We start from the raw sequence: 26155 nt of genomic DNA on the forward strand, positions 1-26155 counted from the left end.
CTGCAAGAGGTTGTTCACTCTTGCAGCTTTTTGCTTCTGCCCGAAGCTTAAAACCCGAGACTGCAGCCATGCCCGCTCTGCCCACTGCCATCCAGTTGCACAAGGCCTCCAAGACCCTGACGCTGAAATACGCGCCGGATGAGGAATACCATTTGCCCGCCGAATTTCTGCGGGTGCACTCCCCTTCTGCCGAGGTTCAGGGCCACGGCCGGCCGATCCTGCAATTCGGCAAACTGGGCGTCGGCCTGACCAAGGTCGAGCCCGCCGGTCAATATGCGCTGAAACTGACCTTCGATGACGGCCATGACAGCGGCCTGTTTACCTGGGAATACCTGTACGAACTGGCCACACGCCAGGCGTCGCTTTGGGAAGACTATGTGCAGGAGCTCGAGAAAGCCGGCAAATCCCGCGACCCTTCCGAGCACGTAGTCAAACTGATGCTCTGATCCGTCTTGCAGGTGCCGGCAAGAACCCCTTCGTGCCCATCGTCATATACAAGTCCGCGTTTGATTCTGGCCGGAGGCCGTGGGAGCGAACTTGTTCGCGAAAGGGGCTGCCTGATCGCCGAAAATGCATCCAATGAAACGTCATCTTCGTGAAAAACCCCTCTATTCCTATTGGTACTCCGTGGGGTATGCCGGTCTGGAAGCTCTGCGTCCGATCCAGAGGGTGAGGTGCAGCGTAGATTTGTGACGCAGAGCGTCACGAAAGGCATTCCCACGCTGGAGCGTGAGGAACGATAGTCGTCAGGTGGACCACTATCGTGCCCATGCTCCGCGTGGGCATGCCGTTCTGGACGCTCCGCGTCCGGTCCAGAGGGTGAGGTGCAGCGCAGATTTGTGACGCAGAGCGTCACGAAAGGCATTCCCACGCTGGAGCGTGAGGAACGATAGCCGTCAGGGAGACCACCATCGTGCCCATGCTCCGCGTGGGCATGCCGTTCTGGACGCTCTGCGTCCGGTCCAGAGGGTGAGGTGCAGCGTAGATGTGTGACGCAGAGCGTCACGAAAGGCATTCCCACGCTGGAGCGTGAGGAACGATAGTAGTCAGGGAGACCACCATCGTGCCCATGCTCCGCGTGGGCATGCCATTCTGGACGCTCCGCGTCTGGTCCCGAGGGTGCGGTGCGGCGTAGATTTGTGACGCGGAGCGTCACGAAAGGCATTCCCACGCTGGAGCGTGAGGAACGATAGTCGTCAGGTAGATCACTATCGCGCCCATGCTCCGCGTGGGCATGCCGTTCTGGACGCTCTGCGTCCGATCCAGAGGGTGAGGTGCGGCGTAGATTTGTGACGCAGAGCGTCACGAAAGGCATTCCCACGCTGGAGCGTGAGGAACGATAGCCGTCAGGTAGATCACTATCGTGCCCATGCTCCGCGTGGGCATGCCGTTCTGGACGCTCTGCGTCCGGTCTTCTTTGTGCCGTTTAGCGACAAAAAGCCCGACCTGTGTGGCAGGGCGGGCTTTTTGTTGCAGCCGGGTTATCAGGACTGGCTGGCGGGCTTTTCCGATGCGGTCGACGCTGAGGTAGCTGCAGTCGAATTGCTGGCCGACTTGGAGGGTTTGGCAGCCGGCTTTCTTGCCGCTGGTTTTTTCGCTGCTGCAGGCTTGGTCGCGGTGCTGGTTTTGCTGGTGCTCGCAGCCGCAGGCTTTTTGCTAGCCTCGACGGGCCTGGCCGCTGCTTTCTTCACAGTCGGCTTGGCCGCGGCCTTGACCAACGGTTTCGCCGCCACAGTGCGCGAGGCTGCCGGTTTGGCTTTCGCGCGCGCCAATAGCTCGATCTGCCGTGTCAGCTGATCGACCTTGCTGTGCAGCGCCTGTACTTCACTGCGACTCGGCACACCCAGGCGCGAAATCGCGCTGTTCAGACGCTTGTCGACAGCCTCTTCCAGCTCGTTCCACTTGCCAACCGCGAGGTCTTTCACGTCGTCCACACGGGACTTGGCCGACTTGCTGGTGTTCTTGACGTCATCGAGCTGCTTCTGCGCTTCGACCTTGGTCAGCTTCTCGGCTTTTTCGCCGTCCTTCACCAGCGTCTCGAAAAGCTTGCTGCCGTCATTGCTTATCTTGGAATAGGCGCCCAAACCCGCCAGCCAGATCTGACGAGAGTACTTCTCGACCTCGCCCATCCAGGAGCTGCCATCTTTGTCGGTTTTTTTCTTGCCAGCCATCCTGTTCTCCTTATCGTCCAGACTTGGAACGCCCGAGTCGTTTCGGCACGCAGCGTTCGAGCTTTTTGTCGGCACGACACGTTCAAGCAATACCGGCAGCTCATCGAGCCTGGCAAAGAGCGTGTCTACATCATGTTTAGACGGGATACCGATCCGGTTCAAGGTCTTTGCGACTCGAAGGTCGAACGCGCGCTCGATTCTGTCGATTTGCGCTCATAAAAGAGCGCATGGACATACGGCGGCAAAGAAAAATCAGCAGGACTGCGTACTGCGCTCAGGCAGCGAGCGCCTTGTCCAGAACGCGCTCGACTTCTGTCTTGATCGAACCGCTCATGGCCGACAGGATGAAGTTCAGCTCGATGTTGACGCGGATCAAAGCCTCTTCGACCTCGACCTCGCCCTTGGCCCCCTTGCCCTCCAGTTTTACGGTATCGCCAGCCCATTCGTGAGCCAGTCCGTATCGGGTGGAAAGCTTCTCGACCAGTTGCTCGGCCTTTTCGCGAGCCTTCTCCCGGCCCAGGGCGTGCGGGCGTTCAACGGTTATCTTGGCCATCGGAGGCTTCCTTGATCGTCATGTGAAATGCGGCGCAACTATATACACCCGCCCGCATCCAAGAAAGCGTTGCTGGTGAGCCTTGTCAAGACAAAGCCGGCCTTGGCGATTAGAATGACCCGCACTCTATTCCGGTGAAGCGATATGAACGATCAGCGCAAAGGCAGCGATGCCGAACCTACGACTCACTTCGGTTACAAAAATGTACCGGAAAGCCAGAAGGCAGAAAAAGTCGCTGAGGTTTTCCATTCGGTGGCGGCCAAGTACGACCTGATGAACGACCTGCTGTCCGGCGGCATGCATCGCCTGTGGAAGCGTTTCGCAATCGAGCTGTCCGGCGTCCGCACCGGCAACCGCGTGCTGGACATTGCTGGCGGCACGGGCGACCTGACCCGCAAATTCTCCAACCTGGTCGGTCCGACTGGCCAGGTGGTACTGGCTGACATCAACGCCTCCATGCTCAAGGTCGGCCGTGACCGCCTGCTGGACCTGGGCGTGTCGGGCAACGTCGAGTTCGTCCAGGCAGACGCCGAGAAGCTGCCGTTTCCGGACAACCATTTCGACTGCGTGACCATCGCCTTCGGCCTGCGCAACGTGACGCACAAGGAAGACGCCCTGCGCTCCATGCTGCGCGTGCTCAAGCCCGGTGGTCGCCTGCTGGTGCTGGAGTTCTCCAAGCCGACCAACAAGCTGATGTCCAAGGCCTACGACGCTTACTCGTTCGCATTCATGCCGTTGATGGGCAAGCTGGTCACCAATGACTCGGAAAGCTACCGCTACCTGGCCGAATCGATCCGCATGCACCCCAACCAGGAAACCCTCAAGTCGATGATGGTAGAAGCCGGTTTCGACCGCGTGACCTATCACAACATGACAGCGGGCGTCGTGGCCCTGCATCGCGGTATCAAACCCTGATGTTGCTCAGGGGGCTGCTCGCCAGCATCGAGCACGGCATCAATCGGGTGCTGCGCCTGGACAGCACTGCGCTGCCACGCATGGCACGTCTGTCCGGACGTGTCATTGCGGTGGACTGTCGCGATCCGTCCCTGAAGCTCTTCATCCTGCCCAGCGACGAAGGTTTGCTGCTGGCAGCTGAATGGGCTGCCGACGCTGACTGCACGCTGCGCGCGCCGGCTTCCAGCCTGGTGCGTCTGGCCCTGAGCAAGGACAAGACCGCCGTGCTGCACGGCCCGGATGTCGAACTCGACGGTGACAGCGGCGCACTGCTGGAACTGGTCGGCATTCTTCAGGATCTGGAGCTGGACTGGGAGCACGAACTGTCCAACTGGATCGGCCCGGTGGCCAGCCAGTTGTTCAGCAGCCACCTGCGCAACAGTGGGCGCTGGACGCGGGAAAGCTTCAACAGCCTCAGCCAGAACGTTGCCGACTACCTCAGCGAAGAATCGCGCACGCTGGTGGGCAAACACGAAGCCGAAGCACGATTCGCCGAACTCGATCAGATCAAGCTCGATCTGGAACGCCTCGAGGCGCGCTTTGCCCGCCTTGCCCACTCCCTCAATACCAGCGATAACGCATGAAGCTGCTTGCCGTCCGCCGTCTGTTTCGCATTCAACGTGTCGTTATCCGCTATCGCCTTGATGACCTGTTGTTCGCCCTGCCCCTGCCGTGGTGGATGCTCGCGCTGCGTTTCGTGCTGCCCTGGCGCTGGCTGCCACGGCGCAAATCCGAGCTGAGCCGTGGCGTACGCTTTCGTCTGGCGCTCCAGGACCTGGGGCCGATTTTCATCAAGTTCGGTCAATTGCTGTCCACCCGGCGCGACTTGCTGCCCGAGGACATCGCCGACGAACTGATGCTGCTGCAGGACCGCGTACCGCCGTTCGATCAGCAGTTGGCAATCAAGCTGATCGAAGAACAGCTCGGCGCACGTATCTGTGACGTTTTCAGCCGCTTCGACGAGACGCCGTTGGCATCCGCTTCGGTCGCACAGGTACATGCCGCCTGCCTGAAGACCGGCGAAGAAGTCGTGGTCAAAGTGGTACGCCCCGGCCTCAAGCCGATCATTGGCCAGGATCTGGCGTGGCTGTTCATTCTCGCCCGCACCGCCGAGCGCGTGTCTGCCGATGCGCGCCTGCTGCATCCAGTGCAGGTGGTGATGGATTATGAAAAGACCATCTACGACGAACTCGACCTGCTGCGTGAAGCGGCCAACTCCAGCCAGCTGCGGCGCAACTTCGAAGGCTCGGACCTGCTTTACGTGCCACAAGTCTACTGGGACTGGTGCCGCCCGAAAGTGCTGGTCATGGAGCGTATCTACGGCCTTCAGGTAACCGATCTGGCCGCTCTGGCCGATCAGCGCACCGACATGAAACTGCTTGCCGAGCGCGGTGTGGAGATCTTCTTCACGCAGATATTTCGCGACAGCTTCTTCCACGCCGACATGCACCCCGGCAACATTTTCGTCAGCACGGTCAATCCGTGGGCGCCGAAGTACATTGCCATCGACTGCGGCATCGTCGGCAGCCTGACCCCGGAAGATCAGGATTATCTGGCGCGTAACCTGTTTGCCTTTTTCAAACGTGATTATCGTCGCGTTGCGCAACTGCACATCGATTCGGGCTGGGTGCCGGCAGAGACCAAGCTCAATGAGTTCGAAGCGGCCATCCGCACGGTCTGCGAGCCGATTTTCGAGAAGCCGCTCAAGGATATTTCCTTTGGCCAGGTGCTGATGCGCCTGTTCCAGACCGCACGCCGCTTCAATATGGAAGTCCAGCCGCAACTGGTTCTGCTGCAAAAGACCCTGCTCAACATCGAAGGGCTGGGTCGTCAGTTGTACCCTGATCTGGACCTGTGGAGCACCGCGCAGCCTTATCTGGAGCGCTGGATGCGTGAACGGGTCAGCCCGAAGACCCTGCTGAGCAATCTGCAATCACAGGTCGAGCAACTGCCGCACATCGCAGGCATGACCCGTGATCTGCTGGAGCGCATGTCCCGCCCGCACGCCTCGGATCCGCCGCGCCCGTGGCACGATCGCAAGGACGAGCCGGTCCTGCGGCTGATCGGTGCAGCATTGCTGGTGGGCGGCGCGATACAGGGCTGGGTGATGAGCGAGGCCGCCACCCAGTTGCTGACGCTCACCGCGTGGCCGGCAGCGATCATGCTGATCGCCGGACTGTATCTGATCGTTCGCCGATAGCCAGCAGCGAGTGGCGCTGGCACACTGTTCAATCCGCCGGGCATGAAAGCCGGCTGCCGGAGTAGATATGAAAGACTGGCTGGACGAGATTCACTGGAACAGCGACGGTCTGGTGCCTGCAATCGCTCAGGATCACAAGACCGGCCGGGTATTGATGATGGCCTGGATGAACCGCGAGGCCCTGAGCCTGACGGCATCCGAGAACCGTGCCATCTATTGGTCGCGTTCGCGTGGCAAACTCTGGCGCAAAGGTGAAGAATCGGGTCATGTGCAAAAGCTGCATGAACTGCGCCTGGACTGTGATGCCGACGTCATTATCCTGATGGTCGAGCAGATCGGTGGCATCGCTTGCCATACTGGCCGCGAAAGTTGCTTCTACCGAGTGTATGAAAATTCAGGCTGGAAGACCGTAGACCCGGTTTTGAAAGATCCTGATGCTATTTACCATGCAGGCCATTGAACATGACTGATACGTTGTCCCGTCTGGCCGAAGTGCTGGAATCCCGCAAGGACGCCGCTGCCGACAGTTCCTATGTCGCAAGCCTGTATCACAAGGGCCTGAACAAGATTCTGGAAAAGCTCGGCGAAGAGTTGATCGAAACCATCATCGCGGCCAAGGACGCTGCGGTCAGCGGTGATTGCAGTGACGTGATTTACGAAACCGCTGACCTGTGGTTCCACAGCATGGTGATGCTCGCCGCGCTGGGTCAGCATCCACAGGCCGTGCTCGATGAACTGGACCGCCGATTCGGCTTGTCCGGCCACGCGGAAAAAGCCGCTCGCACGGCAGAGTAACGCTCTCCCCTTTCAAGCTTGAAATCTTTTACGAGGACTGTTTCATGGGTATTTTTGACTGGAAACACTGGATCGTCATCCTGATCGTCGTTGTACTGGTTTTCGGGACCAAGAAACTCAAGGGCCTGGGCAGCGACGTCGGCGAATCGATCAAAGGCTTTCGCAAGGCAATGAATGATGACGACAAGCCAGCCGAACAGCCTGCGCCTCAACCCCAGCAGGCCCAGCCAGCCCCACAGGGCTCGCCGCTGAATCAGCCACACACCATCGACGCTCAGGCGCACAAAGTCGACGAGCCGATCCGCAAAGACCAGGTTTAAGCCCATGTTCGGTATCAGCTTCTCTGAACTGCTGCTCGTTGGCCTGGTTGCCTTGCTGGTACTGGGTCCCGAGCGCCTGCCGGGTGCTGCACGCACCGCAGGCTTATGGATCGGCCGGTTGAAGCGCAGCTTCAATGCGATCAAACAGGAAGTTGAACGTGAAATCGGGGCTGACGAGATTCGTCGGCAGCTGCACAACGAGCACATTCTTTCGCTGGAAGACGAAGCGCGCAAAATGTTCGCGCCCAATCAGCCGCCCGAGAACAGCTCCGAGCAGGCGAACCCGTCGCCAGCACCGGCAGCGGCCGAAGCTGCAAGCCCGGCGCACGATGACGCCGCACACCACGAAATAGGCCCTGCACAACCTGCGGCACCGAAGACCGAGCTGTCGCTGGAGAAAACCGCGAAACCGGCTGACGCCGGCACACCGGTCCCGACGCCTTCCGCCCACGATTCGTCATTGCCACCGCGAGCACCATGAGCGCTGATATCCCGGAAAACGATCAGCAAATGCCGCTGATCTCGCACCTCACCGAGTTGCGTACACGTCTGTTGCGCTGTGTTGCGGCAGTCTTCCTGATTTTCGCCGGCCTGTTCTACTTTACGCAGAAGATATACACACTGGTTTCGGCTCCGCTGCGCGTCTATCTGCCTGAAGGCGCAACGATGATTGCCACCGATGTGGCTTCGCCGTTCATCACGCCGTTCAAGCTGACCATGATGGTCGCGCTGTTTCTGTCCATGCCGGTCATCCTGCATCAGATATGGGGCTTCATCGCGCCGGGTCTGTACAAGCATGAAAAGCGCGTTGCGGTGCCCTTGCTGGTGTCGAGCATCATCCTGTTCTACGCAGGCATGGCGTTTGCCTACTTCCTGGTCTTCCCGCTGATTTTCCACTTCTTCGCCAGCGTGACGCCGGAGGGCGTTTCGATGATGACCGACATCGCCAGCTACCTGGACTTCGTGATGACGTTGTTCTTCGCCTTTGGCGTGGCCTTCGAAATCCCGGTGGCGGTGGTGTTGCTGGTGTGGATCGGCATCGTCGACGTCAAGTACCTGAAGAAGATCCGCCCTTACGTGATTATCGCCTGCTTCGTGGTCGGCATGATCCTGACGCCGCCGGACATCTTCTCGCAAACGCTGCTGGCGGTGCCGATGTGGCTGCTTTTCGAGCTGGGCGTACTGTGCAGCACGATGATCAAGAAGCGTGGCGAACATCCGGACGATGAGGCCGAGGACGCTGACAAGCAGGACCAGCCGCCCGCGACCACACCTTGAACCTGCTGCTGCTTGAGGAAGCCGACTTCATTGCGGCTGACAGGGTGGTCCTGCGTGACCGCCGCCTGAAGCACATGCAGGAGGTGCACCGCGCAGAGGTCGGTGACACTGTGCGGGTGGGCCGTGTCAACGGCCTGCTGGGCAATGCCGAACTGCTGCGCCTTGAAGCCCATGAAGCAGAGCTGCGTGTCGAGCTGCAGAGTGCGCCTCCGGCAAAACTGCCGCTTACCCTGTTGCTGGCGTTGCCACGCCCCAAGATGTTACGCCGGGTGTTTCAGACCGTTGCGACCATGGGCGTGCCCAAAGTCATCCTGCTGAACAGTTACAGAGTGGAAAAAAGCTTCTGGCAAACGCCGTTTCTGGAGCCTGACGCCATCCGCGAGCAACTGATTCTGGGCCTGGAACAGGCGCGCGATTCGGTGCTGCCTGAAATCGTGATCGAAAAGCGCTTCAAGCCTTTCGTTGAAGATCGCTTGCCGCAGATCGCGCTCGATACCCTGGGCCTGGTCGGCCATCCCGGTGATTTCCCCGCCTGTCCCCGTGCGGTCACCCAATCGGTCACGCTGGCCATCGGCCCCGAAGGTGGCTGGATACCCTACGAAATCGATCTGTTGCGTCAGTCGGGTTTGCAGCCCGTGCAACTGGGCGAACGCATCCTGCGTGTCGAAACCGCTGTAACGGCCCTTCTTGCCCGTTTGTTCTAAGTTGTTAATGTCGACTCAATCGCTTCAGTTAACCGATAGCTGGCCGATGCAGTCGGATACTTAGGAACAAAAGCCGTCAAGGAGAGATCATGTCTGGTGCGTTATCCAAAAGCCTCGCCAATGCGAGTGTCAGCCTGAAATTGGCGATCGGCTTTGGCCTGGTGCTGTTGATGACGCTGATGATTTCAGCCACCGGCTGGTTCAGCAATCAAGCCCTGATCGATCGTGGTGACCGTGTCACTGCGATTGCAGAGGTCAGTGAGCTGACCCTTCAGTTGCGCATCAACCGTATGAGCTACGAGGTGTTGTACAACGCAGAGACCGCAGCGAAGGTCAGAAGTACACTCGATGAGCTCGACGCTGCACTGCAAACCGCCAAAAACCTGCTGCGATCCCCCGAGAACCTGCAGTTGCTGGACGTCCAGATTCAGGCAACGCGGGACTATCGGCAGTCGTTCGAGGACATGAGCAAGGCGATCGAAACCCGCGAAGCGAGCCGCAGCCAGATGGGCGAAAACGCCGACAAGGCAGTGGATCAGTCCAACAGGATCGAAGCCGAACTGCTCAAGGAAGATAACATTCTGGCCTTCAATGGCATCGTCGGCGTCAGCAAGCTGATTCAGCAGGCGCGCTTTCAGGTACGTGGCTACACCTACAGCGGCCGTCCCGATTTCGAAAAGGACGCCAATAAGGCCATCGATGATGCTGTGACCGGGATCAACACGCTGGCTGGCGACATTTCTTCCAGTTATTCGCCCATGCTGCAGCAGGCCATCGCCGGGCTGAATGGCTACCGCGCGGCTGTGGGCAAGTATCGCGATGCCCAGGCCGCCTCCAGGGCCGCACTGGATAAAATGACCACGCTGGGCGCCAGCATGCTCGCCACCAGCAACGACCTGATTACCCGACAGAACAAGAGCCGCGACGCAGACAGCGCCAAGTCGGTCCAGATGATCATCGCCGCGACCGCGCTGGCAATGGTGCTTGGCATTCTCGCGGCGTGGGTCATCACCCGCCAGATCACCACGCCGCTGCAAGAGACCCTCGAAGTGGTAGAGCGGGTGGCCTCGGGCGACCTGAGCCGCAACCTCAACGTGGACCGCAAGGACGAACTGGGCAAGCTGCAGGCCACGATTCAGCGCATGACGGTCAGCCTGCGGGAACTGGTTGGCGGGATTCGCGATGGCGTCACCCAGATTGCCAGCGCCGCGGAAGAGCTGTCGGCAGTTACCGAGCAGACCAGTGCCGGGGTCAACAGCCAGAAGGTAGAGACCGATCAGGTGGCCACCGCCATGCATGAAATGACGGCAACGGTTCAGGAGGTCGCGCGCAACGCCGAGGAAGCCTCGGAAGCTGCAGTGACGGCGGACCGTCAGGCCCGTGATGGCGAACGGGTGGTCAACGAGGCCATTTCGCAAATCGAACGCCTCGCCTCTGCGGTGAGTAATTCGAGCGAAGCCATGGGCGCGCTGAAACAGGAGAGCGACAAGATCGGCAGCGTGCTGGACGTTATCAAATCGGTCGCCGAACAGACCAACCTGCTGGCCCTCAACGCCGCTATCGAGGCCGCACGCGCCGGTGAGGCCGGTCGGGGCTTTGCGGTGGTTGCCGATGAAGTGCGCAGCCTGGCGCAGCGCACGCAAAAATCCACCGAAGAGATCGAAGCACTGATTGTCCGCCTGCAAAGCGGTACCCAACAGGCTACAACCGTCATGGACAGCAGCCGCGAGCTGAGCACCAGCAGCGTGGAACTGACCCGTCGGGCCGGTGGATCGCTGGAGAACATCACCAAAACCGTCTCGGCGATCCAGGCGATGAATCAGCAGATTGCGGCCGCCGCCGAAGAACAGAGCGCGACCGCGGAAGAGATCAATCGCAGCATCATCAATGTCCGTGACGTGTCCGAGCAGACGTCTGCGGCCAGTGAAGAAACCGCGGCTTCCAGCGTAGAACTGGCAAGACTGGGCAACCACCTTCAGGTGCTGGTGAGCCGCTTTACCGTCTGACCTGTCAGGACAAAGCCCGCGCGAGTAAACGGCGCGGGCCATTTCTTTCGACAAAATGTGACACCTTTCACCCCTCCTTGGTGCTCGGAAATCTCCTACGACCTTCTCAGGTCACGCAATGAATCGCCACGCCGATGCGCTCACAACGCACGTCCCGGCTGGCTGGAGCGTGCTTTTGTTCGCTCATTGCAGGAGATTCCAATGTTCCGACTGACCAATCAAGCGCTCGGCAATATGAACGTCAGGGTCAAACTTTCCCTGGGCTTCGGCCTGGTGCTGTTATTGACGCTTATCATCGCACTGACAGGCTGGCATGGCCTGAACACCATGATCGACCGCTCGGAGTCGCTCTCGGACATCGCCCAGCTCAACGGCCTGACCAAAGACCTGCGTGCCGAGCGAATCACCGACCGCGTCGAAAATACCGCGCAGAGCACAGCGCTGGTGACCGAAAAACTAAACGAAATGAAAACCCAGCTCACCCGGCTGCACAGGCTGAGTGATGAGCAGGCAACCGTCACACTGCTCAACGGGCAGTTCGAGACGCTCAACAGGATCGAAAAGGTCTTCGCCAACGTTCGCAGCAACAGACAAACGCGCGACCAGATCCGGACGCGCCTGGAGCAGACGTCCGAACAAGCCCTGCAAGCCATCGCGCAGGTTGAGGTAGAGGTGCTCAAGAGTGTCAGCCAGGAACAGGACAGCAGCGAGCGGATGGAGGAGTTCACCAATATTTCCCAACTGAGGCAGCAGGTCCAGACCGCTCGTTATCAGGTGCAGACGTATACCTTCACCACTAAGGACGCGGATGAAAGCGCAGCCATTGCAGCCATCGACGAAGCGCTCAAGGAAATCGGGCAGATCGCTCAGGACCAGGACGGCGAAAGCTTTCAGGGCCTGACACCGGCCACCGCTGCTCTGCAGAGTTATCGGGAACGACTTGGCGAGTTCAAGCAGATACAGACCAAGTCCGAAGCGGATCAGGAAATCATGGAAGGTCTTGGCGCAACGCTGCTGGACTCCGTCGCTGCGTTGAATCGCCTGCAGAACGCCCAGCGTGACAGCGAGGCAGCCAACTCCAGCGCCATGCTGGGCAGTGTGGCAGGCCTGGCGTTACTGTTCGGGTTGCTGGCTGCCTGGATCATGACCCGGCAGATCACCGTGCCCTTGCAGCAGACACTGAGCAGCGCAGCACGCATTGCTCAGGGGGATCTGAGCCATGACATACCGGTCACGCGGCGTGACGAGATGGGGCAGTTGCAAGGCAGCATGCAGACCATGACCGTCAGCCTGCGTCAACTGGTGGGCGGCATAAGCGAGGGGATATCACAGATCGCCAGCGCGGCCGAGCAGCTCTCGGCAGTGACCAAGCAGACCTGCACCGGGGTCAACAGCCAAAAAGACGAAACTGACCAAGTGGCCACGGCCATGAATGAAATGGCCGCGACGGTGCAAGAGGTCGCTCGCAATGCGCAAGCGGCTTCCCAGGCGGCCTTGCAGGCAGATCAACAGGCGCGCAGCGGCGATGAAGTGGTCGGGCAGGCAATCATTCAGATCGAACAACTGGCCCGCGAAGTCCTGAACTCTACCCAGTCGATGAATGCGCTCAAGCAGGAAAGCAACAAGATCGTCGGCGTTCTTGATGTGATCAAGTCCGTTTCCCAGCAAACCAACCTGCTGGCGCTCAATGCGGCCATTGAGGCAGCACGCGCCGGAGAGGCCGGACGCGGCTTCGCGGTGGTTGCCGATGAAGTTCGGGGTCTGGCGCAACGCACGCAAAAGTCCACCGAGGAAATCGAAGAGCTGATCGCCGCCCTGCAAACCGGGACACAACAGGTCGCAGCCACCCTGGATAGCAGCCGTACCCTGACTGACAACACGGTCGAACTGAGCCGCCGCGCGGGAGGCGCACTGGAGCAGATCACCCGGACCGTGGCGACGATCCAGCACATGAACGAACAGATCGCTACCGCCAGCGAGGAACAGAGCGTGGTCGCCGAACAGATCAACCGTAACGTCATCAGCGTGCGTGACATCTCCGAACAGACCGCTGCAGCCAGCGAGCAAACCGCCGCCTCCAGCGTCGAACTCGCGAGGCTGGGAACGCACCTGCAGACACTGGTGGGGAAATTCAGGGTGGGTTGAATCCATAACATCAGGCCCGTAGACGTCCGGAGAACGTCATCGTGCCCATGTTCCAGCGTGGGCATGCCGGTCTGGACGCTCCGCGCCCTCTTTCGACGCAGAGCGTCGTGAACTGCATTCCCACGCTGGAGCGTGCGGAACGAGTGGTGTTCTGGAGATCCCCCGTTTCCGCAGGTGGCCCGCAGAACACCATCGTGCCCATGCTCCGCGTGGGCATGCCGGTCTGGACGCTCCGCACCCTCTTTCGACGCAGAGCGTCGTGAACTGCATTCCCACGCTGGAGCGTGCGGAACGAGCGGTGTTCTGGAGATCCACCGTTTCCGCAGGTGGCCCGCAGAACACCATCGTGCCCATGCTCCGCGTGGGCATGCCGGTCTGGACGCTCCGCGCCCTCTTTCGACGCAGAGCGTCGTGAACTGCATTCCCACGCTGGAGCGTGCGGAACGAGCGGTGTTCTGGAGATCCACCGTTTCCGCAGGTGGCCCGCAAAACACCATCGTGCCCATGCTCCGCGTGGGCATGCCGGTCTGGACGCTCCGCACCCTCTTTCGACGCAGAGCGTCGTGAACTGCATTCCCACGCTGGAGCGTGCGGAACGAGCGGTGTTCTGGAGATCCCCCGTTTCCGCAGGTGGCCCGCAGAACACCATCGTGCCCATGCTCCGCGTGGGCATGCCGGTCTGGACGCTCCGCGTCCTCTTTCGACGCAGAGCGTCGTGAACTGCATTCCCACGGGAAGGAGCGGTGTTCTGGAGATACCGGCTTGCACATTCGCCCTTGTACTGATGCGCCATGAAGCCCAATAAAAAAGCCCCTGACGCCATAGACGTCAGGGGCTCTTTTCGTAGCCGGAAGGTCTTAGACCTGGACCGGCTCCGACGTTTTACCTACAGGCTGCAAAGGCAGCAAGGGCGCATGTGGGTCAGCTTCGATGGAAGCTCTCCACGCGGCCAGCCACTCTTCGTGACCTTCGCTCCAGACACGCTCATGCAAGCGGCCAAGGGCAACCGGGTCGCTCAGCAGCATCAGGCGTTCCTGATTGCCGAGTTTTGCCGGACCGACCTTGAGTGCCTGATCGACACGCTCCATACGCACCACTTCAATCGGCTGAGCCTGACGGTGACGCGACGTGGCAAGGGCGCAGGCCAAGGCGTTCTGTCGAGGGTCGACCACAGCCCGGATGAAGCCCTGTTTCAGGGCATGCCAGCGGTTCTCGTAGGTGTACTGATCCGTCGAGATCAGCTCTTGCGGCGGCTCGAACTCTTCAGGAATCAGGAAGAACTTCTCGTCACGCGCCTTGACGCCCAGATTGGTACGGCTGGAAATCACCGACACCGGAATCGACAGCATCAACGACACCACGATCGGTGCAAGCCACCACAGGAAGCTCGGGTTCAACCAGAACACCAGCAATGCCCAGCACGCGCCCAACAGGGTTTGCGGACCGTGGCGCTTCACAGCCTCGATCCACGGCGTGGAGTCATCGTCGCGTTGCGGCGAGTTCCAGGTCGCGGCCCAGCCCAGGAAAGCGGCCAGTACGAAGCGTGTGTGGAACAGCATGCGCACCGGAGCCAGCAGCACCGAGAAGAGCATTTCCAGCAGCATCGAAACGGTGACCTTGAACTTGCCACCGAAGCCTTTCGCGCCCTTGGCCCAGATCAGAATGACGCTGAGCAGTTTAGGCAGGAACAGCAGGACGATGGTGGTCGAGAACAACGCAACGGCTTTTTCCGGGTGCCATTGTGGCCACAGCGGATACAGCTGGCGCGGTTCAAGGAAGTAGGTCGGCTCCATCAGCGTGTTCACTGCCAGCAAGGCCGTGGACAGCACGAGGAAGAAGAACCACAACGGCGCCGACAGGTAAGACATCACACCGGTCAGGAACACCGCACGGTGAACCGGGTGCATGCCCTTGACCAGGAACAGCCTGAAGTTCATCAGGTTGCCGTGGCACCAGCGGCGGTCACGCTTGAGTTCGTCGAGCAGGTTGGGCGGCAACTCTTCATAGCTGCCTGGCAGGTCGTAGGCAATCCACACGCCCCAGCCGGCACGGCGCATCAGCGCAGCTTCGACGAAGTCATGGGAGAGAATCGCACCGGCGAACGCGCCTTTGCCGGGCAACGGCGCCAGGGCGCAGTGCTCGATGAAAGGCTTCATGCGGATGATCGCGTTGTGACCCCAGTAGTGGGATTCACCCAGCTGCCAGAAGTGCAGACCGGCGGTGAACAGCGGACCATAGACCCGGGTAGCGAACTGCTGCATGCGTGCATACAGCGTGTCCATGCCCGACGCACGTGGCGCGGTCTGGATGATACCGGCGTCCGGCGTGGCTTCCATCAGGCGAACCAGACTGGTCAGACACTCACCGCTCATGACGCTGTCGGCGTCCAGCACGACCATGTAGCGGTAGTCACCGCCCCAGCGCCGGCAGAAGTCGTCGAGGTTGCCGCTTTTGCGTTTTACGCGACGGCGACGGCGACGATAGAAGATCTTGCCGAAGCCTTTGGTCTCGCGGCACACGTCCAGCCACGCCTGTTGCTCGGCAACAGCGATGTCGGTTTCGTTGGTGTCACTGAGCACGAAGAAATCGAAACGATCCAGGTCACCCGTGGCAGCTACCGACTCGAACGTGGCGCGCAGACCGGCGAAAACCCGGGGCACGTCCTCGTTGCAGATCGGCATGACCAACGCAGTACGTGCGCCCTTTTCGATCGGCTCATTGCCAGCACTGGCACCCGAGATGCGGTATTTGTCACGACCGGTGAGCAGCTCCAGGAAGCCCATCAGCGCGGTCCAGAAACCGGCCGATACCCAGCAGAACAGAATCCCGAACAGCAACAGAATACTGGTCTGCAAGGCATAAGGCATGACCTGCAAGGCGGTCTGCACAAAGGTCTGACGGGTGATTTCGTCGAGCGAAACCAGCGACCAGCCCTGATACGGCAGGATACCCTTCATGTACCAGCCAGCCACGATCGTCTGACCCAGCATGAGGATCAGCAGGATGTAGCGACGGATCGAACCGACGGTGCGCCAGCGCGCCTTCGGCAGATCACGCGGCAGATCATCATGCTCGGGCTTGGGCGGGTTGCCCTTGCCGGTCAGGCGACGCCAGCCGCGCACCAGAATGTTGGTGCGCCATGGCTCTGGCACGACCTTGGTCCGGCGAATCGGCGGTGTAGCCTTCAGGCACAGGCGACCACTGGCGTCGACGCCGAGCATCTCGGCGTCCTCCAGCTGATCTGCGGTGGTCAGCGTCAGACGACGACCCACCGAAGCCTGAGCGGCCTCGGCAGGGTCATTGACCGGCTGCGCGGACAGTCGCTCATGCAACTCGGCGAAGGTCGTGCAGCCGGCAAGTTCTGCCCGCTGCTCGTCGCTCATCGGTAAATGCGCCAGGTACTCGTTCAGAGACATTGGCACCGGTAGAGAATTACTCATCGCTCGGCAACTGATAGCTCCAGGTCTCGGTCATGACTTGCAACGTCTTGGCCGGTTCCGGATGGGTGGGTGCTGCCTCGGTTTCAGGCTGCTGAATTTCCTTACCGTCCTTGTCCTTGGCTACGTCAGCCTTGGATGCGTCGGCTTTGCCTGCATCGGCCTTGGCGACTTCGCCTTTGCCTTTTGCTGCGTCGGCCTTGCCAGCTTCAGGCTTGGCGGTCTCCGGCTTGACAGCTTCCGGCTTCGGCGCGTCGGACTTGGCGATTTCTACCTGGTCGTTGGCGGACTCCTTGGCAACTGTCGGCTTGGCAGCTTCCTTGGCAGCGGCCTTTTTCTCTTCGGCTTTGTCAGCCACAAGCAGCGCAGGTTCCTTGCCCGGTTCGGCAGGGATTTCACGCAACAGGTAGGCACGCATTTCGGTCGGCTTGCTGGAGTCCTTGACCTTCACCCGCAGGGTCAGGCGGTAGCCTTTGGTGACCGGGTTGTAGCGCAGGTTGTTTTCCACCAGCTCGACGTTGTCGTCAGTGGTCACCTGGCTGCGAATGGTCTTGTCTTCCGGCAGTGCGGCCAGAACCGGGCCCACGAAGTCGACCAGGAAGGCAAGGCTGCCGTCCGGCTGACGGATCAGGTTGGACTGACGCACGTCACCGATGGAGCGTTGAGTCTGTTTGACCCAGCCCAGATCCGGCGAGTGAATCGAGTTTTCCTGCATGGTCCAGTGCAGACGGTAGTCGAACGCCATCTCCTGGCCAGGCTCTGCCAGCGTTTCAGGCTTCCAGTAGGCCACGATGTTGTCGTTGGTCTCGTCGGCAGTCGGAATTTCGACCAGCTCGACAGTCCCTTTACCCCAATCGCCCTTCGGCTCGATCCAGGCACTTGGGCGCTTGTCGTAACGGTCATCCAGGTCTTCGTACTGGCTGAAGTCGCGGCCACGTTGCAGCAGACCGAAACCACGCGGGTTCTCGACCGAGAAGCTGCTGATGGACAGATGTTTAGGGTTGTTCAGCGGACGCCACAGCCACTCACCATTGGCTGCCTGAATCGACAGACCGCTGGAATCGTGCAGTTCGCGACGGTAGTTAGGCACACGCGAAGGCTGGTTGGCGCCGAACAGGAACATGCTGGTCAGAGGAGCAACGCCCAGCTTGTTGACCTTGTCACGCAGGAACATGCGCGACTTCACGTCAACCAGGGTGTTGGTACCCGGACGCAGGGTCAGCTGATAGGCACCGGTGGCACGCGGCGAGTCGAGCAGTGCGAAGATCACCAGATGGTTGTCATCCGGGCCTGGCTTCTCGATCCAGAATTCCTTGAAGCGCGGAAATTCTTCACCGGACGGCGATGCAGTGTCGATCGCCATGCCGCGCGCGGAAAGGCCATAAACCTGACCCTTGCCGATCACGCGGAAGTAGCTCGCGCCCAGCATGGTCATGATTTCGTCCTGCTTGTCATCCTTGTTGATCGGATACAGGACACGGAAACCGGCATAACCCAGTTTCTCGGTGGATTTCGGGTCGATCTTCAGATCGCCGAAATCAAAACGATTCGGGTCGTACTTGATCTCGTCGACGCTGGTCGCGGTCACTTCGTTGATCTTGACCGGTGTATCGAAGTGCATGCCCTGGTGGTAGAAAGACACTTTGAACGGAGTCTTTTCACCCGCCCATTCGGCCTTGTCATCACGGAAGCGGATCTTCTGATAATCGGCGAACTTCATGTCGCGCAGCTCGTTCGGCAGATTGCTCCTCGGAGCCTCGAACTTCTGCCCGGCCATTTCTTTGGCCTTCGCCGCTACATCATCAAGGTTGAACGCCCATAGCTGACCTGCACTGAACAGGCATACAAGGGCCGAGCTTGCCAGAAGTGCACTACGCAACCGCTTGACAGGTGTCTTTGGAGCATCACAGGGACTAACAATCACGAGCAACCCTCGCCGAAAAACAGATGAAAAAACCAACGGCCAGCTATCAATGCCGGGTTGGCGAGCATTGTTCCGACTCCGAATGGGCTTAATGATTCCCCAACCAGGTGTCAGAACCGCTTTTGTCATACCAAATGGACCAACAGTGTCGATCCCAGTAGCGCGCGATTATCCAGTAGCGCGCGCCACAACGCATCAGGTATGACAAAGAAATTTATCCCCGCAAGACAGATGAATTCAGGGGAACAACATGAAATCGTAGCTTATGTATCAAACAAAAATGTCACCGGGCCATCATTTATCAGGTGCACCTGCATGTCTGCACCAAACTGGCCCGCAGCTACCGTGGGATGCGCGATTCTGGCCTGACTCAACAGATAGTCGAACAGCTCGGCACCCAGCGCTGGAGGTGCGGCTTTAGAAAAGCCCGCACGCAACCCGCTTTTGGTGTCCGCAGCCAGCGTGAACTGGGAAACCAGCAACAAGCCGCCCCCCACCTCGCGCAAAGACAGATTCATCTTGCCCTCGGCATCGCTGAACACTCGATAATTGAGCAACTTGTGCAGCAACTTATCGGCACTGGCGCGGGTGTCTTGAGGTTCTATTCCCACCAATACCAATATGCCCTGTTCAATAGCACCGACAACCTCGGTGCCCACCTCGACGCGCGCATTCCGCACGCGCTGCAACAAACCTTTCATAGATGCCTTTCCGGTTTCAAAACCAATACCGAATGACTGTCACGCCTCTTCGGGCGGCAGGTCGAGCAGGTTGCGCGCAACTTCTGCAGCAGCCCGCACCAGCGCGTCGGCGATACCCGGTTCGGCTGCCGAATGTCCGGCCTCGCGAATCACCTGCAGCTCACTGCCAGGCCAGTTCTGGTGCAGCTCCCACGCATTATCCAGCGGACAGATGACATCGTAACGACCGTGGACGATGATTGCCGGCAGGTGCGCGATCTTCGGCATGTTGCGAATCAGCTGGTTGTCTTCCAGAAAGGCGTTGTTCATGAAGTAATGGCATTCGATACGCGCGATAGACAGCGCACGGTGCGGCTCGGCGAAGCGATCGACCACTTGTGGATTGGGGCGCAAGGTTGCACAACGCCCTTCCCAGGTCGACCAGGCCTTGGCGGCGTGCATCTGGGCGATCTGATCCGGACCGGTGAGCCGCTTGTGGAAGGCGGCCAGAATGTTGTCACGCTCGTCCAGCGGGATCGGCGCGACATAATCCTGCCAATAGTCCGGGAACAGTCGGCTGGCGCCCGCCTGATAGAACCAGTCGATTTCCTGCTGACGGGCCAGGAATACGCCACGCAGGATCAGTGCGTGCACGCGATCGGGATGGGTCTGTGCATAGGCCAGGGCGAGGGTCGACCCCCACGAACCGCCGAACAACACCCATTTGTCGATCCCGAGGTGCTCGCGAATCGCTTCAAGGTCTTCCACCAGTTTCCAGGTGGTGTTGTTTTCAAGGCTCGCGTGCGGTGTGGAACGCCCGCAGCCGCGCTGGTCGAACGTGACGATGCGATACAGGTTGGGATCGAAATAGCAGCGACTGTGCGCATCGCATCCCGATCCCGGGCCGCCGTGGATGAACACCACCGGCAATCCTTCTGGCGAGCCACTTTCATCGACGTAAAGCACATGCGGTTGTTCCACGGCCAGATCGTGCCGGGCGTAGGGTTTGATCTGCGGGTACAAAGTCTGCATAAGTGCTCCATAAGTCCAGTTCAGAGGCTTCTATCATTCTGCCGTGGGGCATCATAAACCCGAAACGAAGAATCAGCATGCTGCACGTCATTGATCAGGATGGAACGAACGATGCAAGCGTTTTGCCAATTTCAACGGTCCGCGAACCAGAGCTGTTGCGCTGGGTCGAAGCGAGAGCTGCACCGGCAATTATTTCTCTTTTTTTCAGGAAATAATTGACGACACGCCTACAGTCTAAGAATCCCGTTTTCCATTCGTCAGACTACTTGAGGTTTTACCGATGTCTCAGGAACCACTTGTTCGTGACGCTGATGTGGCCGCTTTCCGCGCCGCTGTGCTCGCCAAACTCACCTATTCGGTGGGCAAGGACCCCGACCATGCGTTTGAGCATGACTGGTTTGAAGCTGTTGCCCTTGCCGCCCGCGACCACATGGTCGAACACTGGATGGACCATACGCGGCAGATCTATCGCAAGGTTCAGAAGCGCGTTTACTACCTGTCTCTCGAATTCCTGATAGGCAGGCTGCTGTACGACAGCCTCAGCAACCTCGGCCTGCTCGAAGTCGCTCGCGAGGCGCTGACCGAGCTGGGCGTGGACATCGAGCGTATCCGCCTGCTTGAGCCGGATGCGGCGCTGGGTAACGGCGGTCTGGGTCGCTTGGCCGCGTGCTTCATGGAAAGCATGTCTACTCTGGGCATCGCGGGTCACGGTTACGGCATTCGTTACGAGCACGGCCTGTTTCGTCAGGGCATCGTCGATGGCTGGCAGCAGGAGCAGACCGAGAACTGGCTGGACTTCGGTAACCCATGGGAATTCGAACGCCCTGAGGTGGTGTACTCCATCGGCTTCGGCGGCAGTGTCGACACCGTCCCGACCGAAGCCGGCGACTCGCGCCAGGTGTGGCGTCCGGGCGAGACCGTTCGGGCCATCGCCTATGACACCCCGGTAGTCGGCTGGCGCGGCAAGAGCGTCAACACGCTACGCTTGTGGCGCGCCCGTGCAGTAGAAGACCTGCACCTGGAACGCTTCAATGCCGGCGATCACTTCGGCGCCGTTGCCGAAGTGGTGCGCGCAGAAAGTATTTCCCGCGTGCTTTACCCGAACGATGCGACCGAAGCAGGTCAGGAACTGCGCCTGCGTCAGGAATACTTTTTCGTTTCCGCGTCGCTGCAGGACTTGCTGCGCCGCCATCTGAACCAGCACGCCACGCTGACGGACCTGTCCGAGCACGCGGCGATTCAGATGAACGATACGCACCCCTCGATCGCCGTGGCCGAGCTGATGCGTCAGTTGATCGACAACCACAACATCCCGTGGGACACCGCCTGGAAAATCACCGTCGGCACCCTCGGCTACACCAACCACACTCTGCTGCCTGAAGCACTGGAAACCTGGTCGGTCGGCCTGATGGAGCGGATGCTGCCGCGCCACATGCAGATCATCTACCTGATCAACGCACAGCACATCGACACACTGCGCGCCAAAGGCGTCGACGACGTCAACGTGCTGCGTGCCGTATCGCTGATCGAAGAAGACAACGGTCGCCGGGTACGCATGGGCAACCTGGCATTCCTCGGCTCGCACAGCGTGAACGGCGTTTCGGCGCTGCACACCCAACTGATGCGCAAGACAGTGTTCGCCGAGCTGCACAAGATCTATCCGGAGCGGATCAACAACAAGACCAACGGCATCACCTTCCGCCGCTGGCTGTTCCAGGCCAACCCGAAGCTGACCGAGATGCTTGTCGAGTCGCTTGGCGAGGATGTTCTGGACAACGCCGAGACGCGCCTAAAAGAGCTCGAGCCGTTCGCCGAGAAATCGTCGTTCCGCAAGCAGATGGCCGATCAACGCCTGCACAGCAAGCGCGCGCTGGCGGCGATCATTCACGAGCGCCTGGGCATTGCCGTCAACCCTGCCGCGATGTTCGACGTGCAGGTCAAGCGAATTCACGAATACAAGCGCCAGTTGCTGAACCTGTTCCACACCGTCGCCCTGTATCAGGCCATTCGGGCCGAGCCAGGTACCGATTGGGTGCCACGGGTGAAGATCTTCGCCGGCAAGGCGGCGGCCAGCTATCACTCGGCCAAACTGATCATCAAGCTGACCAACGACATCGCGCGGACCGTGAACAACGATCCGACCGTACGCGGTCTGCTGAAAGTGGTGTTCATGCCCAACTACAACGTCAGCCTGGCGGAGAGCATCATTCCGGCGGCCGACCTGTCCGAGCAGATTTCCACCGCAGGCCTGGAGGCATCCGGCACCAGCAACATGAAGTTCGGCCTCAACGGCGCACTGACCATCGGTACGCTGGACGGTGCCAACGTGGAAATGAGCGAGCAGGTCGGGCTTGAGCACATGTTCATCTTCGGCATGTCTTCGCAACAGGTCGAAGCCCGCAAGCAGGCAGGTGAGTTCAGCGCGCATGACGACGTGGCCGCCTCCGGACGTTTGAACGATGTGCTGCAGGCGATCCGTGGCGGTGTGTTCTCGCCGGATGATCCGAACCGTTATGTGGGCCTGATCGATCAGTTGCTGGCGTATGACCGCTTCCTGGTCTGCGCTGACTTCGACTCGTACTGGGCGGCCCAGGCCAAGGTCGAAGAGCGCTGGCACGACTCGAAGGAATGGTGGCGCTCGGCGGTCCTCAATACCGCACGCATGGGCTGGTTCTCCTCGGACCGGACCATCCGCGAGTACGCCGGAGACATCTGGAAGGCGCTGGACTGACCTCAGGGCCTGAACATACTCACAAACCCTGTGGCTCTCGTTACCACGCTCCGGCGTGGTAACGCAGTTCTGGACGTACCGCGTGCGATCTGAAATGCGCGGTGCGGCGCATATCTGTGACGCAGAGCGTCACCCAAGGCATTCCCATGCTGGAGCGTAAGGAACGACAGGCATCCAGTGACACACGACTATCGTGCCAATGCTCCGCGTTGGCATGCAGTTCGTGACGCTCTGCGTCACACATCTTCAGCACGCCTGAACCTCGTGAGCCCTGAGGCAGGCGTCCAGTGCCCCATTGCCCCTGCATAAAACATTACAAGCGATGTCCGCCAGCCCCTATATACTGCGCTTGATAAACCTTCACACATCGAAAAGGATGTCGTCGCGTGCTTTGGATTTGTCTGGTGGTGGGCGGTGCGGTATTGGGCTACTCGCTCAGTTATGACGAGTGGGCAGGCACGCTGATTGGTGCCGTCATGGGCTGGGTTTTCTGGGCTGGCATTCGCGTGCGTCTGCTTGGCAGGCAATCCGCTGATCAGCTGCAGCAACTGCTCGCCACCCGCGAATCCCTCGATCTCCTTCAGCAGCGCCTCAGTGTACTCGAACGTCAGTCCGCGCCCGGCGTGCCGCCTGCGCAGGACCCTGCACCGCTTCCCCTCGATGCGATCATTGTCGAAGCACCCACCGACGGCCCCGAACTGATCTGGGACCTGCCGGGCGAGGCGCCCCAGGCAGCAACGCCTGTCGAGCCCGCCCCGCAGATACACCAGCCAACCAGGACAGCAAAACCCAATCTGCTGGACAGCGCGATCAATGCCGCAAAAGACTGGCTGCTGGGCGGTAATACAGTGCTGCGCGTGGGTGTCGTGGTGCTGTTCCTCGGCCTGGCGTTTTTGCTGCGCTATGCCACCGAGGGCATGGTCGTGCCGCTTGAAGCGCGCTACGCCGCAGTCGCCGCCAGTGCGCTGGCCCTGCTCGGTCTGGGCTGGTGGCTGCGGATGCGCAACGGCCCTTACGCCCTGATGCTGCAAGGCGCTGGCGTGGGGGTGCTGTACCTGACCGTCTTCGCCGCGATGAAACTGCATACCCTGCTGGACCCGACGCCGGGATTTGCGCTGCTGGTGGCGATCACCAGCTTTTCAGCCATCCTGGCGCTGACGCAGAATTCACTGGCACTCGCCTGCGCCGCTGCGCTGGGCGGCTTCGCGGCGCCGTTGCTGGCCTCGACCGGACAAGGCAGCCATATCTCGCTGTTCAGTTACTTTGCGCTGCTCAATGCGGGCATCATCGCCATCGCCTGGTTCAAGGCCTGGCGCATTCTCAACCTGATCGGCTTCTTCGGCACCTTCGGCATCGGCTTTGCCTGGGGACTCCAGGCCTACACACCCGCCTTGTTCTGGAGCACCGAGCCCTTTCTGGTTGTGTTCTTCCTGATGTATCTGGCGATCGGCCTGCTGTTTGCCCGCCGCAAACTGCTGGATCTGGACAGCGCGCCGCCTGACCACACTCGCGAATCCCTGCTGCGCTGGGCTGCGCGCCAAGGCGATTACGTCGACGGCACGTTGTTGCTTGGCACGCCGATAGTCGGGTTCGGCCTGCAATATGCGCTGGTCGAGCATCTGGAATTCGGCGCTGCGTTCAGCGCGCTTGCGCTCGGCCTGATCTACATGGGGCTGGCACGCTGGCTGGCTGCACGTGCACCAGGCCAAACAGTCTTGCTGATGGAAACCTGCCTGGCGCTGGGCGTGGTATTTGCCACGCTGGCAATTCCCTTGGGCCTGGGCTCGCAGTGGACGACGAGCGCGTGGGCCGTGGAAGGCGCGGCGATTTTCTGGCTGGGTCTGCGTCAGCAGCGCAGGCTGGCACAGGCTTTCGGCCTGCTGCTGCAACTGGGCGCCAGCGCGATCCTGATCAGCGGCGGCACCGACAGCTCGGGGCAGGCCTTTGCCAATGATTACTGGACGCCGATGATCCTGGCGGTCGCAGCCATGGTCAGTGCCTGGTGCGTGTTCCGCCTCGATTCGCTGAGCCTCATCGATCAGCGCACCGCTCGAACGCTGCTGGTCATCTGGGGCGCGTTCTGGTGGATGGTCTCGCTGACCAGCGCTGTGATGCTGCACGCGCCAGAGGCCTATCTGGCTGCAGCGTTTTTGCTAGCCCTAGCACTAAGCGTGGCGCTCTGGGCCGCAATCGCCATCCGTTTGCGCTGGCCGGATCTGGCCGCGCTGTGCAGCGTACTGACGCCACTCAGCGCCGTTTTGCTGATGATCTCGGTGGACCTGCACAACCATCCCGCAGGCCGCCTGGGCTGGCTGGCCTGGTTGGTGGTGTTCGCCGTGCATCTGCTGACCCTGCGCTATCTGACCGGCATGCAATCCATCCTCGCCCGACGCGTCGCTCACACCGTGGGCTGCCTGCTGATCATCACCGTACTGGCACTGGAACTGCGCTTCGGCCTGCTGCAACTGTCCGAACATTACAACGCCTGGCGCTGGCTGGGCTGGGCGATTCTGCCGAGCCTGTTCCTGCTGGCGATGAGCTCGACGCGGCAATGGCCGTGGCCGGTCACAGCCTGCCCCGAGGCCTATCATCTCGGTGCCGCTGCGCCGCTGGCAGTGTTGATGCTGGCGTGGTTCTGGCTGGCGAATACCTTCAGCGACGGCGCGGCGGATCCGCTGCCGTACATCCCGCTGCTCAACCCGCTGGAAATCGGTTTGCTATTGTCACTGGCAGGTGTCTGCCTGTGGCTGCGCAGGCATGTCGTACGCCTTGGTAACGCAGTCTTGCTGGTCGCTGGCGCGTCCCTGTTCGCGCTGGTCACGGCCATGGTCATGCGCACAGCGCATCATTGGGCTGATGTACCGTGGAACACCGGGGCGCTGCTCGACTCGATGCGCGTCCAGGCCGGGTTGTCGATAGTCTGGACACTGATGGCACTGGCCTTGATGATCGGCGGTCACATGCGCTCCAACCGCCAGCTGTGGCTGGGCGGCGCAGCGTTGATCGGGGTGGTGGTGGTCAAGCTGTTCTTCGTCGAGCTGAGCAATCGCGGCGGCATGGAGCGCATTGTCTCGTTCATCGGTGTTGGCATTTTGCTATTGGTGGTGGGATATTTCGCACCCTTACCGCCGAAACTCTCTGTCACAGAGGTCGGCGAAGAACCCGGCCCAGGCTCGACTGCCGCGCCGGAAACGCTATGAGGAAACCGTTCTTGAGTCATCCTGC

General features: G+C 60.3%; 21 protein-coding genes. 15 read left to right on the forward strand and 6 right to left on the reverse strand.

Annotated elements, in window-relative coordinates; genetic code table 11:
* Window positions 1-68: 68 nt before the first annotated feature.
* The gene (locus JOE33_RS12115; RefSeq protein ID WP_010437548.1) at window positions 69-446 is read left to right on the forward strand and encodes a DUF971 domain-containing protein; all 378 of its coding nucleotides are present in this window, start codon (window positions 69-71) and stop codon (window positions 444-446) included.
* Window positions 447-1484: 1038 nt separating this feature from the next.
* On the opposite strand, the gene JOE33_RS12120 is transcribed toward JOE33_RS12115, so the two are convergent.
* On the reverse strand, window positions 1485-2171 hold the full coding sequence (locus tag JOE33_RS12120; RefSeq protein ID WP_010435827.1) for a phasin family protein: 687 nt from the start codon (window positions 2169-2171) through the stop codon (window positions 1485-1487).
* A 274-nt stretch (window positions 2172-2445) separates the two neighbouring features.
* A complete protein-coding gene (locus JOE33_RS12130) occupies window positions 2446-2724 on the reverse strand; it encodes a polyhydroxyalkanoic acid system family protein (RefSeq protein ID WP_010435829.1) in 279 nt (92 codons plus the stop codon).
* A gap of 144 nt (window positions 2725-2868) precedes the next feature.
* Between JOE33_RS12130 and ubiE the strand changes: the two genes are divergently transcribed.
* The 11 genes from ubiE (at window position 2869) to JOE33_RS12185 (ending at window position 13126) form a co-directional block, all read left to right on the forward strand.
* A complete protein-coding gene (gene ubiE, locus JOE33_RS12135; protein WP_002551635.1) occupies window positions 2869-3639 on the forward strand; it encodes a bifunctional demethylmenaquinone methyltransferase/2-methoxy-6-polyprenyl-1,4-benzoquinol methylase UbiE in 771 nt (256 codons plus the stop codon).
* Complete coding sequence (locus JOE33_RS12140) at window positions 3639-4262, forward strand: SCP2 sterol-binding domain-containing protein (RefSeq protein ID WP_010435834.1); 624 nt, start codon at window positions 3639-3641, stop codon at window positions 4260-4262. Before ubiE ends, JOE33_RS12140 begins: the two co-directional genes overlap by 1 nt.
* The gene (ubiB, locus tag JOE33_RS12145; protein WP_010435836.1) at window positions 4259-5878 is read left to right on the forward strand and encodes a ubiquinone biosynthesis regulatory protein kinase UbiB; all 1620 of its coding nucleotides are present in this window, start codon (window positions 4259-4261) and stop codon (window positions 5876-5878) included. Before JOE33_RS12140 ends, ubiB begins: the two co-directional genes overlap by 4 nt.
* A 67-nt stretch (window positions 5879-5945) precedes the next feature.
* Entirely contained in the window at window positions 5946-6338 is a 393-nt protein-coding gene (gene hisI / locus JOE33_RS12150) for a phosphoribosyl-AMP cyclohydrolase (RefSeq protein WP_003414224.1), read from the forward strand.
* Window positions 6339-6340: 2 nt separating this feature from the next.
* On the forward strand, window positions 6341-6673 hold the full coding sequence (locus tag JOE33_RS12155; RefSeq protein ID WP_187625006.1) for a phosphoribosyl-ATP diphosphatase: 333 nt from the start codon (window positions 6341-6343) through the stop codon (window positions 6671-6673).
* Between the two features lie 44 nt (window positions 6674-6717).
* The gene (locus tag JOE33_RS12160; protein ID WP_003316632.1) at window positions 6718-6993 is read left to right on the forward strand and encodes a twin-arginine translocase TatA/TatE family subunit; all 276 of its coding nucleotides are present in this window, start codon (window positions 6718-6720) and stop codon (window positions 6991-6993) included.
* Between the two features lie 4 nt (window positions 6994-6997).
* Complete coding sequence (tatB, locus tag JOE33_RS12165) at window positions 6998-7474, forward strand: Sec-independent protein translocase protein TatB (protein WP_010435973.1); 477 nt, start codon at window positions 6998-7000, stop codon at window positions 7472-7474.
* Entirely contained in the window at window positions 7471-8271 is an 801-nt protein-coding gene (gene tatC, locus JOE33_RS12170) for a twin-arginine translocase subunit TatC (protein ID WP_010435976.1), read from the forward strand. Before tatB ends, tatC begins: the two co-directional genes overlap by 4 nt.
* The gene (locus tag JOE33_RS12175) at window positions 8268-8975 is read left to right on the forward strand and encodes a 16S rRNA (uracil(1498)-N(3))-methyltransferase (protein ID WP_010435978.1); all 708 of its coding nucleotides are present in this window, start codon (window positions 8268-8270) and stop codon (window positions 8973-8975) included. The genes tatC and JOE33_RS12175 overlap by 4 nt, the downstream gene beginning before the upstream one ends.
* Before the next feature lie 89 nt (window positions 8976-9064).
* Window positions 9065-10981, forward strand: a complete 1917-nt coding sequence (locus JOE33_RS12180) for a methyl-accepting chemotaxis protein (RefSeq protein WP_010435981.1) — start codon at window positions 9065-9067, stop codon at window positions 10979-10981.
* A gap of 201 nt (window positions 10982-11182) precedes the next feature.
* On the forward strand, window positions 11183-13126 hold the full coding sequence (locus tag JOE33_RS12185; protein WP_187625005.1) for a methyl-accepting chemotaxis protein: 1944 nt from the start codon (window positions 11183-11185) through the stop codon (window positions 13124-13126).
* An 857-nt stretch (window positions 13127-13983) separates the two neighbouring features.
* Here JOE33_RS12185 and mdoH read toward each other — a convergent pair.
* From mdoH to pip, 4 genes are all read right to left on the reverse strand, one after another.
* The gene (mdoH, locus tag JOE33_RS12190) at window positions 13984-16566 is read right to left on the reverse strand and encodes a glucans biosynthesis glucosyltransferase MdoH (protein WP_025991069.1); all 2583 of its coding nucleotides are present in this window, start codon (window positions 16564-16566) and stop codon (window positions 13984-13986) included.
* Complete coding sequence (locus JOE33_RS12195) at window positions 16559-18487, reverse strand: glucan biosynthesis protein G (RefSeq protein ID WP_209924075.1); 1929 nt, start codon at window positions 18485-18487, stop codon at window positions 16559-16561. The genes mdoH and JOE33_RS12195 overlap by 8 nt, the downstream gene beginning before the upstream one ends.
* A 263-nt stretch (window positions 18488-18750) precedes the next feature.
* Entirely contained in the window at window positions 18751-19188 is a 438-nt protein-coding gene (dtd, locus tag JOE33_RS12200) for a D-aminoacyl-tRNA deacylase (protein ID WP_010435991.1), read from the reverse strand.
* 39 nt (window positions 19189-19227) lie between these two features.
* Window positions 19228-20199 carry a prolyl aminopeptidase gene (gene pip / locus JOE33_RS12205; RefSeq protein ID WP_187625003.1) on the reverse strand — a complete coding sequence of 324 codons (972 nt, stop codon included), beginning with the start codon at window positions 20197-20199 and terminating at the stop codon, window positions 19228-19230.
* A gap of 77 nt (window positions 20200-20276) precedes the next feature.
* On the opposite strand from pip, the gene JOE33_RS12210 reads away from it, so the two are divergent.
* The 3 genes from JOE33_RS12210 (at window position 20277) to JOE33_RS12220 (ending at window position 26130) form a co-directional block, all read left to right on the forward strand.
* Complete coding sequence (locus JOE33_RS12210; protein ID WP_157769325.1) at window positions 20277-20414, forward strand: hypothetical protein; 138 nt, start codon at window positions 20277-20279, stop codon at window positions 20412-20414.
* A 65-nt stretch (window positions 20415-20479) separates the two neighbouring features.
* Window positions 20480-22930, forward strand: coding sequence for a glycogen/starch/alpha-glucan phosphorylase (locus tag JOE33_RS12215; RefSeq protein WP_010435994.1), 2451 nt, complete (start codon window positions 20480-20482; stop codon window positions 22928-22930).
* Between the two features lie 386 nt (window positions 22931-23316).
* The gene (locus JOE33_RS12220; protein WP_187625002.1) at window positions 23317-26130 is read left to right on the forward strand and encodes a DUF2339 domain-containing protein; all 2814 of its coding nucleotides are present in this window, start codon (window positions 23317-23319) and stop codon (window positions 26128-26130) included.
* The last annotated feature ends 25 nt before the right edge of the window (window positions 26131-26155 follow it).

It is taken from the genome of Pseudomonas sp. PvP027, assembly GCF_017833005.1.
In the GTDB taxonomy this organism is placed as follows: Bacteria; Pseudomonadota; Gammaproteobacteria; order Pseudomonadales; family Pseudomonadaceae; genus Aquipseudomonas; species Aquipseudomonas congelans.

Coding starts and splice junctions, on each gene's coding strand:
- JOE33_RS12160 (WP_003316632.1), top strand. CDS start 6,718: ATGGGTATTTTTGACTGGAAACACTGGATCGTCATCCTGATCGTCGTT.
- JOE33_RS12140 (WP_010435834.1), top strand. CDS start 3,639: ATGTTGCTCAGGGGGCTGCTCGCCAGCATCGAGCACGGCATCAATCGG.
- pip (WP_187625003.1), bottom strand. CDS start 20,199: ATGCAGACTTTGTACCCGCAGATCAAACCCTACGCCCGGCACGATCTG.
- tatC (WP_010435976.1), top strand. CDS start 7,471: ATGAGCGCTGATATCCCGGAAAACGATCAGCAAATGCCGCTGATCTCG.
- mdoH (WP_025991069.1), bottom strand. CDS start 16,566: ATGAGTAATTCTCTACCGGTGCCAATGTCTCTGAACGAGTACCTGGCG.
- ubiE (WP_002551635.1), top strand. CDS start 2,869: ATGAACGATCAGCGCAAAGGCAGCGATGCCGAACCTACGACTCACTTC.
- JOE33_RS12210 (WP_157769325.1), top strand. CDS start 20,277: ATGCTGCACGTCATTGATCAGGATGGAACGAACGATGCAAGCGTTTTG.
- JOE33_RS12130 (WP_010435829.1), bottom strand. CDS start 2,724: ATGGCCAAGATAACCGTTGAACGCCCGCACGCCCTGGGCCGGGAGAAG.
- JOE33_RS12115 (WP_010437548.1), top strand. CDS start 69: ATGCCCGCTCTGCCCACTGCCATCCAGTTGCACAAGGCCTCCAAGACC.
- ubiB (WP_010435836.1), top strand. CDS start 4,259: ATGAAGCTGCTTGCCGTCCGCCGTCTGTTTCGCATTCAACGTGTCGTT.
- JOE33_RS12120 (WP_010435827.1), bottom strand. CDS start 2,171: ATGGCTGGCAAGAAAAAAACCGACAAAGATGGCAGCTCCTGGATGGGC.
- tatB (WP_010435973.1), top strand. CDS start 6,998: ATGTTCGGTATCAGCTTCTCTGAACTGCTGCTCGTTGGCCTGGTTGCC.
- dtd (WP_010435991.1), bottom strand. CDS start 19,188: ATGAAAGGTTTGTTGCAGCGCGTGCGGAATGCGCGCGTCGAGGTGGGC.
- JOE33_RS12180 (WP_010435981.1), top strand. CDS start 9,065: ATGTCTGGTGCGTTATCCAAAAGCCTCGCCAATGCGAGTGTCAGCCTG.
- hisI (WP_003414224.1), top strand. CDS start 5,946: ATGAAAGACTGGCTGGACGAGATTCACTGGAACAGCGACGGTCTGGTG.
- JOE33_RS12155 (WP_187625006.1), top strand. CDS start 6,341: ATGACTGATACGTTGTCCCGTCTGGCCGAAGTGCTGGAATCCCGCAAG.
- JOE33_RS12185 (WP_187625005.1), top strand. CDS start 11,183: ATGTTCCGACTGACCAATCAAGCGCTCGGCAATATGAACGTCAGGGTC.
- JOE33_RS12215 (WP_010435994.1), top strand. CDS start 20,480: ATGTCTCAGGAACCACTTGTTCGTGACGCTGATGTGGCCGCTTTCCGC.